This window comes from Alphaproteobacteria bacterium, assembly GCA_030740435.1.
Taxonomy (GTDB): Bacteria; Pseudomonadota; Alphaproteobacteria; order UBA2966; family UBA2966.
In genome coordinates this window covers 1-8,201 of sequence record JASLXG010000181.1, presented here as the reverse complement: position 1 = coordinate 8,201, position 8,201 = coordinate 1, and the positions used below count along the sequence as shown (strand labels likewise).

At 69.5% G+C, this 8,201-nt stretch carries 9 protein-coding genes; 4 read left to right on the top strand and 5 right to left on the bottom strand.

Going from position 1 to position 8,201, the window contains the following annotated elements:
• Positions 1–192 (top strand): reverse transcriptase domain-containing protein (locus tag QGG75_17575; GenBank protein MDP6069040.1); only part of this gene is annotated, 192 nt, incomplete at its 5' end.
• Here QGG75_17575 and QGG75_17570 read toward each other — a convergent pair.
• Positions 189–671: a hypothetical protein gene (locus tag QGG75_17570; GenBank protein MDP6069039.1), complete on the bottom strand. Its 483-nt coding sequence runs from the start codon at positions 669–671 to the stop codon at positions 189–191. The two genes, QGG75_17575 and QGG75_17570, sit on opposite strands and share 4 nt — an antisense overlap.
• Positions 672–857: 186 nt before the next feature.
• Between QGG75_17570 and QGG75_17565 the strand changes: the two genes are divergently transcribed.
• Both QGG75_17565 and QGG75_17560 read left to right on the top strand, forming a co-directional pair.
• Entirely contained in the window at positions 858–1,577 is a 720-nt protein-coding gene (locus QGG75_17565) for a response regulator (protein ID MDP6069038.1), read from the top strand.
• Complete coding sequence (locus QGG75_17560) at positions 1,574–3,007, top strand: ATP-binding protein (GenBank protein ID MDP6069037.1); 1,434 nt, start codon at positions 1,574–1,576, stop codon at positions 3,005–3,007. Before QGG75_17565 ends, QGG75_17560 begins: the two co-directional genes overlap by 4 nt.
• On the opposite strand, the gene QGG75_17555 is transcribed toward QGG75_17560, so the two are convergent.
• Positions 3,004–3,951 (bottom strand): hypothetical protein, encoded by a 948-nt coding sequence (locus QGG75_17555; GenBank protein MDP6069036.1) that lies wholly within the window; start codon positions 3,949–3,951, stop codon positions 3,004–3,006. The genes QGG75_17560 and QGG75_17555 overlap by 4 nt on opposite strands.
• Entirely contained in the window at positions 3,951–4,949 is a 999-nt protein-coding gene (locus QGG75_17550) for a hypothetical protein (protein ID MDP6069035.1), read from the bottom strand. The genes QGG75_17555 and QGG75_17550 overlap by 1 nt, the downstream gene beginning before the upstream one ends.
• Positions 4,950–5,024: 75 nt before the next feature.
• Here QGG75_17550 and QGG75_17545 point away from each other — a divergent pair, with 75 nt between their 5' ends.
• Positions 5,025–5,573: a GNAT family N-acetyltransferase gene (locus QGG75_17545; protein MDP6069034.1), complete on the top strand. Its 549-nt coding sequence runs from the start codon at positions 5,025–5,027 to the stop codon at positions 5,571–5,573.
• 5 nt (positions 5,574–5,578) lie between these two features.
• On the opposite strand, the gene moaB is transcribed toward QGG75_17545, so the two are convergent.
• Together moaB and QGG75_17535 are read right to left on the bottom strand one after the other, a co-directional pair.
• Entirely contained in the window at positions 5,579–6,118 is a 540-nt protein-coding gene (gene moaB, locus QGG75_17540) for a molybdenum cofactor biosynthesis protein B (GenBank protein ID MDP6069033.1), read from the bottom strand.
• Positions 6,119–6,167: 49 nt separating this feature from the next.
• A complete protein-coding gene (locus QGG75_17535; GenBank protein ID MDP6069032.1) occupies positions 6,168–7,976 on the bottom strand; it encodes a lytic transglycosylase domain-containing protein in 1,809 nt (602 codons plus the stop codon).
• Positions 7,977–8,201: the final 225 nt, after the last annotated feature.

The window sequence follows — 8,201 nt, the reverse complement described above, 5'->3', positions numbered from 1 at the left end:
CGGCAGCAGGGAACGCCACAAGGCGGGCCGCTGTCGCCGCTGCTGTCGAACATCCTGCTCGACGACCTGGACAAGGAACTGGAACGGCGGGGCCATGCCTTCTGCCGCTACGCCGACGACTGCAACGTCTATGTGCGGTCAAGGGCGCGGAGGCGCCCGCCCGGTGAGGGGCTACAAAAATACCAGCGCTAGTGGCGCTGGCGCTGGTGGCGATGATGCATTTCGCGGCGGCTCAGCGCTCCGTCATCGTCGCGATCGAGCCAACGCACCATGCCCACGAAGGGGCTGCGAAATTCCTCACCACTGACGCTGCCATCACCGTCGTCGTCCAACTGCTGGAAGCGATCGACCATGGCGCCGCGGGTGAAGCTCAGCCAGAGCGCCTCGAATTCGGCGATGGTGAGCTTGCCGTCGGCGTTGGCGTCGGCGCCGGCCAGGCGTTCGCTTAGCCCGGCTTCGACCTCGGCGGCGCTGAGCTTGCCGTCGCCGTTCTTGTCGGTCTCGTCGAATAGTTTGCCGGCCTGGTGGGCGAACCCGCTGTGGTGGCTCATGCCGTGGCCGCCGCCACTATGGCGCCAACCACCGCCGGCCTCGGCGGTGGGCACCAGGGCCAGGCTGCCCAGCCCGATGGCGGCGATGGCGGCGATAATGAGTGCGCTTGGGTTTTGCATGATGGTCCTCGTCGCTGGATGTTTCGAACTAGGACCCACTTGCGCAGACAAATGTCGCGGAACTTTGCCCCCATCGGGCTCATGCGTCACGCCTTGTGGCAGCGCCGGCGGCTGACACAATTTGATACAGATTTTTCACCCCAAGCCGGCTCCGGCGCGCCATAGTGGGGCACGGAGATCGTGGCCATGACCGAGCCCCTGCCCCATATCCTGGTGGTCGACGACCATCGCGACGTGCGCGAGCCGCTGGCCAAATACCTGGCCCGCAGCGACTACCGCGTCTCGGTGGCCGAGGACGCGGCGGCGGCTCGCCGGGTGCTGGCCCGCCAGGCCATCGACCTGGTGGTGCTCGACGTCATGATGCCGGGCGAGGACGGTTTGGCGCTCTGTCGTCACCTGCGCGAGAGCTCTGACCTGCCGATCATCATGCTGACGGCCCGGGCCGAGCACGTCGACCGGGTCGTGGGTCTCGAGATGGGGGCCGACGATTACCTCACCAAGCCCTTCGAGCCGCGCGAGTTGCTGGCCCGCATCAAGGCCGTGCTGCGCCGCGCCCACAGCCTGCCACCGAGCCGCCAGCCGCCGGCCGGGACGCTACGTTTCGCGGACTGGAGCCTCGATGTCGATCGCCGCGAGCTGATGGGGCGCGACGGCGTCGCGGTGGCGCTGAGCAGCGGCGAGTTCAAGCTGCTCTCGGCACTTCTGGATTACCCCCGCGTGGTGCTCAGCCGCGACCAGCTCCTCGACCACACCCGCGGCCGTGATGCCAGCGCCTTCGACCGCTCCATCGACAACCAGGTCAGCCGGCTCCGGCGCAAGATCGAGATTGACCCCAAAGACCCCAAGCTCATCACCACGGTCTGGGGCGGCGGCTACATGCTGGCGGCTGACGTGGACCGCTCGTGAAGCGCCCCGTACTCAAAAGCCTGGTGCCCAAAAGCCTGGCCGGCCAGATGATCGCGCTCTTGCTGCTGGCCCTGGTGGCAGCCCAGCTCGTCAGCCTGGTGGTGCTCAGCGACGAGCGCCACCTGGCGGCGCTGTCGGTGGCCCACGAGCACATCCTGGCGCGCAGCGCCGGCATGGCGCGCCTGCTGCGCCAGACGCCGGCCGAGATGCATGGCCGCATCGTCGCCGCCGCCCGCACGCCGAGGCTGCACTTCGAGCTGGCCCCCGAGGACGCCGTGCCGGCCGGCCGCAACGCCGTCGAACGCGACCTCGAGAAACAGCTCATGGGATTGCTCGACGGGGCCGTCAGTGAGGTCCACGTCGCCGCCCGCGAACGCCACGGTTGGTTCGGCTGGCAGCGCCACTGGCGCGATGACGATGCCGTTAATTGGGCCGGCCGACGCCACCGCCGCGGCCCGCCTTGGTGGCGCCAAGGCCGCTTTCTCGGCCTGACGCTGGCGCTGCGCCTCGACGAAAACACCTGGCTCAACGTCGCCACCCTGGTGCCGCCCCGGCCGCCGGGCTGGGCCCTGCCCTCGCTCTTGAGCCTGGGCCTCATGGCCCTGTTGCTGGTGGTCGTGGTGATCGTCATGGTGCGCCGGGTGACCCGGCCGCTGGCCCGCCTGGCCGCCGCTTCAGACCAATTGGGCCGGGGCCAGGAGACGGCGGCGCTCCCTGAGCGGGGCCCGCGCGACGTGCGCCGCACCATCGCCGCCTTCAACCGCATGAACCAGCGCCTGCAGCGCTACGTCAGCGACCGCACCAACATGCTGGCGGCGATCTCGCACGACCTGCGCACGCCGATTACCTCGCTCAGGCTGCGGGCCGAGTTCGTGGAAGACGCCGAGACCCGCGAGCGCATGATCGCCACGCTCGACGAAATGCAGCAGATGGCCGAGGCGACGTTGGATTTCGCCCGCGAGGAGGCGGCGCGAGAGCACACCCGGCCGGTCGACCTGGTGGCGTTGCTGCAAAGCCTTTGCGACGACCTGGTCGAGCTGGGCCAGGAGGTGAGTTTCCAGGACACAAAAGCGCCGACCCCGGCCGTCCTGGCCTGCCGGCCAGTGGCCCTCAAAAGGGCCTTGCGCAACCTCATAGAGAACGCCGTGCGCTACGGCCAGCGCGCCCGGCTGGCGCTGCGGACCGGCGAGGAGGGCTTTCGCATCGACATCGACGACGACGGCCCGGGCATCGCCGCCGAGGCCCTCGAGCGCGTCTTCGAGCCCTTCGTCCGGCTCGAGGAATCGCGCAGCCCGGAGACCGGCGGCATCGGCCTGGGCCTGGCCATCGCGCGCTCCATCGTGCGCGGCCACGGCGGCGACATCGCCCTGACGACGCGTGACGAAGGCGGCCTCAGGGCCAGCGTTAGCTTGCCGCGGGGAGCGGCTTAGCCGTCAGCGACCCGAGCCACCCAGCGGCGGCTTTGCTCCGGCACCCCGGCCGCGGCGATGATGGCCAACCGCTCCTTCTGGGCCGGCGTCGGCGCCGCCAACTCGGCTATCTCGTCCGCGCCCACCGGGCAAACGTCGAGGCACATGCGGCAGCCGCTGATGACACCGACGCCGCGCAACAACCCCTGGTAATGGAAAAAGCTTTCCTCCGAGCGCAGCATGTTCTTGCGCTTGTCCTTGTCGTCCTCGTTGGCGAAGCGTTCGAGAAAGCCCGCCACCTGGGGGAAGGCGTTGGGGTGGCGCAGCGGATCGCAGGCGGCTTCGTCGCGGCCCCAGCCGGCCACGGCATCGGCCGGGCAGGTGGTGAGGCAACGGCCGCATTCCGGCCCCTGGCAGAGCGCCGCCTGGAGCGGCTGGTCGGCCTCGACGTCGGCCGAGGTCATGACCCCCATCAGCATCACCCTGGGGCCGTACTCGGCCGTCACCAGCTGGCCGGCCAGGCCCAGCGTGCCGAGGCCGGCCAGCACTCCGGCGTGGTCCAGTGACAGCAGCGGCAGAAGGGGCCCGGTGGGATCGGTGGTGGCGTCGCGGGCGTCGATCAGCGACGGCGACACCACCAGGGCCGGAGCGCCCTCGGCTTCCAGCCAATAGACCAGGTCGAGCGCCACCTCCTCCAGCGCCGTGTGGCTGAGCTCGTCGTTATACATCTTGTGGCGCTGCTCCCAGCCGCCGAGCCGCGTGGCGCCGCCGGGCAGCGGCAGGGCCAGCACGACGATGCGCCGGTGGTCCAGCTCGCTGACCTGCGAGGGCCGGCGGCCGCCGGCGCTCTCGGGGGGGTGGCGTTCCATCTCCTCGCCGTCGGCGATGCCCACCAGGGCGGCGCCCAGCTCACGCGCCTTGGCCTTGACCGCGGCCGCCGTCAGGCCGGCCACTCTCTCGTCCATCAGTTCTCTCCCTCTGCCACCTTGGCGGCCTGTCTGCGGCGGCGGGCACTTTCGCCGGTGTAGCCCTGGGGCCCGACCCAGCGGATGTTCCACTCGTTGAGGCCGGAAACCTCGTCACCGCTCCGGCGGGCTTGGCGGTATTCGCGGCCCAATGCCTCCTTGCTTTCGCTCTTTTCCGGGATCCGCTTCTGGTGCCCGCCCAGGTGCCGGTGATAGTCGTCGCCGATGGGGCAGACGCCGAGGCAGCGGGGGCAGGAGCCGAAGCAGCCGATGACGTGGGTCAGGGCCTGCCAGTAGCCCAGCGCCTCGTTCGAGCCGATCATGTCTGAGGCCCTCGCAGCGTCGGCGCCGATGCCGCTGGCGGCAAAGGCGGTGAGCTGGGCGAAACCAAAAACTTGCGCCTCGGTCGAGCACTGGCGCTTGTCCAGGTTGAAGTGGCGCACGGCGTCGGCCGGACAGGCATAGAGACAACGCGAACAGCTTTCGCCGATGCAGACCTGCTCGGCCATGGGTTCGTCAGGCTCGAGCTCGAGCTCGGAGAGCACCGCCGCCACGTAGACCCGAGAGCCGTACTCGGGCGTCACCAGGTTGACATTCAGGCCGATGGTGCCCAGCCCGGCCTCGATCGCCAGGTGGCGGTTGCTGAGGAAGCCGTAGGTGCCGTGTTTCAGCGTATAGTCGGTCTCGTTGGTGACGCTGACCATGGCGCTATGGCCGGCCGCCTCGAGGCGGCCGGCCAGGCCATGGGCCAGGCGGTCGATGCGGCGGATCACCAGGCTGTCCATGTAGCGCACCACGGCGCCCGACTTGGCCCGGAAGACGCCGGCCGGGATCTGTTTGGCCAGCACCACCACGCTCTTGGCATGGCGGTTGATGCGGTCCGGCGTTTGCGGCCACCTGGGGTCGGGGGGATAGCGGTTGAGGGTCTCGGTGGCGGCGATGCCGACCAGGTCGGCACCCAACTCCCGCGCCATCTCCTTCACCCGGGGGGCGTCCATGGCATACTCCTCGCCAGTCTCTCTCGTTCCCCCCGATGGGGGATAGTGGCGCAAGGCAAGACCGGAGGCAAATCAATGACCGACGTGCGCATCACACTGCAGGCGGTCGAAGACTTCGATGCCGGCCGCAAGCGGGTCCTGGAGGAACTGCGCCGGGCCGCCTTTCCACCCGGCGAGCGGGAGACCGAGATCCCGGCCCGCTTCACCTGGGCCAAGGGCGAATGGGGGGCGCTGGTGGAAAACGCCGAAGGAACGCTGGTATCCTACGCCGGGGTGATGTTCCGGCAGGTCACGCTGAACGACCGCTCACTCCGGCTGGCCGGCCTGGGCGGCGTCAAGAGCCATCCCGACTGGCGCCGCCAGGGCCTGGCGGCGCGGGCCGTGGCAGCCATCATGGAGCATGCCCGCCAGCGGGCCGACGTGCCCTTCGCCATGCTTTTTTGCCGGCCCGACCGGGTGGCCTATTACGCCAGCCTGGGCTGGTCGCTGTTCGAGGGCGAGATCCTGATGCGCCAGCCGGGCGGCGCCGCCGCCTACCTCGAGGCCTTCCGCGGCATGACCGCGCCGCTGGGCGGCGAGGCGCCGGTCGACGGCTGTATCGATATTCGTGGTTTGCCGTTCTGAGGGGTTTACCTTCCTTCCAGCAGGCGATCCATCAGCTCGACGAAATTGCAGGGCTTGGTGCGGTAGTCGAGCTGGACCTCGAGGATGCCGTCCCAGGCGTCCTTGCAGGCACCGGGCGAGCCGGGCACGGCAAACAGGTAGGTGCCGTTGGCCACCCCGGCGGTGGCCCGCGACTGGATGGTGCTAGTGGCGATCTTGTCATAGGACTGCAGGCGGAAGATCTCGCCAAAGCCCTGGATCTCCTTCTCGTAGACCTGGGCGAAGGCCTCGGGGGTGACGTCGCGGCCGGTCACCCCGGTGCCGCCGGTGGCGATCACGACTTGGATGGCGGGGTCGGCGATCCAGCCCTTTAGGCGCTCGACGATCCTGTCTTGGTCGTCGCTGACGATGGCCCGGTCGGCCAGCACGTGCCCCGCCTTGCCCAGGCGCTCGACCAGCACGCCGCCGGAGCGGTCGTCGTCCAGCGTGCGGCTGTCGGAAACCGTCAGCACGGCGATGTTGACGGGGATGAAGTCGCGTTGTTCGTTGGGGTCGATCTTGGACATGAGCTTGCGTCCCGCGCGGTGGCGGGCCTCCAGGCAAAAGGGTTTACTGTCAGTTCGACGTCTCTGCTGCCGTATGCACCAGCTTGTCGAGAGAGAGATAATAGGGCCACAGCCCCGCAGCCATCTGGTCGAGCGAAGGCGAATCCTGGCCCAGGCGTTCGCGGTAGATCCAGAAGTTGGCCAGCACGCGCTTGACGAAGCTGCGGGTCTCACGCGACGGCAGGCTTTCGATGAACAGCAGCACGTCTTCCTTCTGCTTTATGCGCCGCGACCATTTGCGCAGGTTGCCGGGGCCGCCGTTGTAGGCTGCCGCCACCATCACCAGGTTGCGCTCGACGCCGCCGGTCGTCATCAGGTGACGCAGGTACATCTGGCCCAGTTCGAGATTGAAGTCCGGGGCGAAGAGCTTGCGCCGGTTGCGGTGCCGCAGGCTGCGGTCGCGGGCCACGAAGCTGGCGGTGCGGGGCATCAGTTGCATCAGGCCGCGGGCGCCGCGGAAGCTTTTGGCGCGGGCGTTGAAGGCCGATTCCTGGCGCACGAAGGCGTAGACCAGCGCCCGGTCGACGGAAAATCCCTCGCTGGGTTTCCAGGCCGGCAGCGGATAGAGGGCGCTGTCGATGTGGGGGCCGCCGCCGTCGAGGATGGCCCGGGCCAGCTTGAGCTCGGCCGCCGGCGTCCCCAGGCGATGAGCCAGCGCCAAAAGGGCGTGTTGCAGATCATGCTCGCCACGGGTGTCGACCCGACGCAACTCACGCTCGGCCAGGTAGGTCTGCCCGACCTGGGAGAGCGCCACGGCGCGGCGCGCCGGCGCCGCCTCGAGCAATCGGGCGAGCTCCTTCTCGGCCAGCGCCGGGGGCTGCCAGGCGAAACCCGAGGGGTTGCCCAGGAGCCGTACCGCCAACTGGCCATAGAAGGTGTGCGGCCGGCCGGCGCCGATGGCCAGCAGGGGATTGACGCGTTCGGGCCGGCGCGCCTTGAGGTTGGCCCGGGCGGCCCAGAAGGCGCCGGCGGCGGCCAGCCGGTCACTGGCCTTCGAGCGGGCCAAGTGGCCGAAGTGATCGCCGGCCTCGGCCGGCCGGCCCAGCCGCCAGGCGCCAAGGCCGGCATACCAGTCGGCCTCGACCACATGGCGGCGCGAGCGCCGGGCGGCGGCGGAGGCCAGCTCGAAGGTCCGCCGGAAGTCGCCGCGTTGGAAATAACCCCGGGCGATGGCGGCACGCACCTGGTCGAACTCGACGGCGTCGAGCAGCTTCTTCAGCTCGGGCGTCTCGAGGTGCTTGGCGGCACCGACCACTTGGCGCCGCCTCAGATGGCGGCGAATGTGGCCCTTCAGGCGCCTCACCTTGGCGCGCACCGCCCGCGAGCGCTGGCGCCCCGAGACATAGGCCCGATCCGGCACCTCGGCCTCGCCGACGCCCGAGACCCCGCGCCCGACGGGACGCCTTGGCGCCCTGGCGGCGCGAGGCTTGCGGCGCAGTGCCAGGCGATAGATGCGGCGCGCCGAGGGGTGGTCGGCATAGTGCTTCATCCAGCCCGCCAACTCGTTGTAGCGCGAGCGGTACTTGGTCGGGTGCATGTAACGCTGAAAGAGCACGTGGCCCATCAGCAGGCGCTCGTCCAGCGCCTTGATCAGGCCATCCGCCTGGCGCCACTTGCCGTCTTTTTGCAGCGCGAAAATGCGCCGGTAGCGTTCGACGTCGGCCGGCCCCAGGAGCTCCGGCACTTGGGCCACAGGGACCACAGGAATCACGGCCGCTTCCTGCTGCCCGCCGTCGGCCTTCTCGGACGTGGCCCAGGCCGGCGCCGCCGACAGCCACAGCAAGGTCACTCCCGCCGCTAGTAAGGTTCGCATGGGCATGGCCGGCCGATCCTAGCCCGCATTTCTCACCGGGTCACGGCCTGCGTCGCCCCCAGGTGATGCGATCCGGAAGGAAAAGGTCGATGAGCGTAGTGGGACTACGCTCTTCGACCTTTTGCCAAAGCGGGCGCGCGGCTGGGGGCGACCCTTCGGGCGCCGCTGTCGCACCGACAGGGTGCGTCACGCTGCTTGCCCGATGTCCCACATCGCGCGGTGCAGCGCTCC

What these genes read in the sequence shown, in the direction of transcription:
- QGG75_17570 (MDP6069039.1), bottom strand. Translation starts at nt 671, where the DNA reads ATGCAAAACCCAAGCGCACTCATTATCGCCGCCATCGCCGCCATCGGG.
- QGG75_17565 (MDP6069038.1), top strand. Translation starts at nt 858, where the DNA reads ATGACCGAGCCCCTGCCCCATATCCTGGTGGTCGACGACCATCGCGAC.
- QGG75_17555 (MDP6069036.1), bottom strand. Translation starts at nt 3,951, where the DNA reads ATGGACGAGAGAGTGGCCGGCCTGACGGCGGCCGCGGTCAAGGCCAAG.
- QGG75_17550 (MDP6069035.1), bottom strand. Translation starts at nt 4,949, where the DNA reads ATGGACGCCCCCCGGGTGAAGGAGATGGCGCGGGAGTTGGGTGCCGAC.
- QGG75_17545 (MDP6069034.1), top strand. Translation starts at nt 5,025, where the DNA reads ATGACCGACGTGCGCATCACACTGCAGGCGGTCGAAGACTTCGATGCC.
- moaB (MDP6069033.1), bottom strand. Translation starts at nt 6,118, where the DNA reads ATGTCCAAGATCGACCCCAACGAACAACGCGACTTCATCCCCGTCAAC.
- QGG75_17535 (MDP6069032.1), bottom strand. Translation starts at nt 7,976, where the DNA reads ATGCCCATGCGAACCTTACTAGCGGCGGGAGTGACCTTGCTGTGGCTG.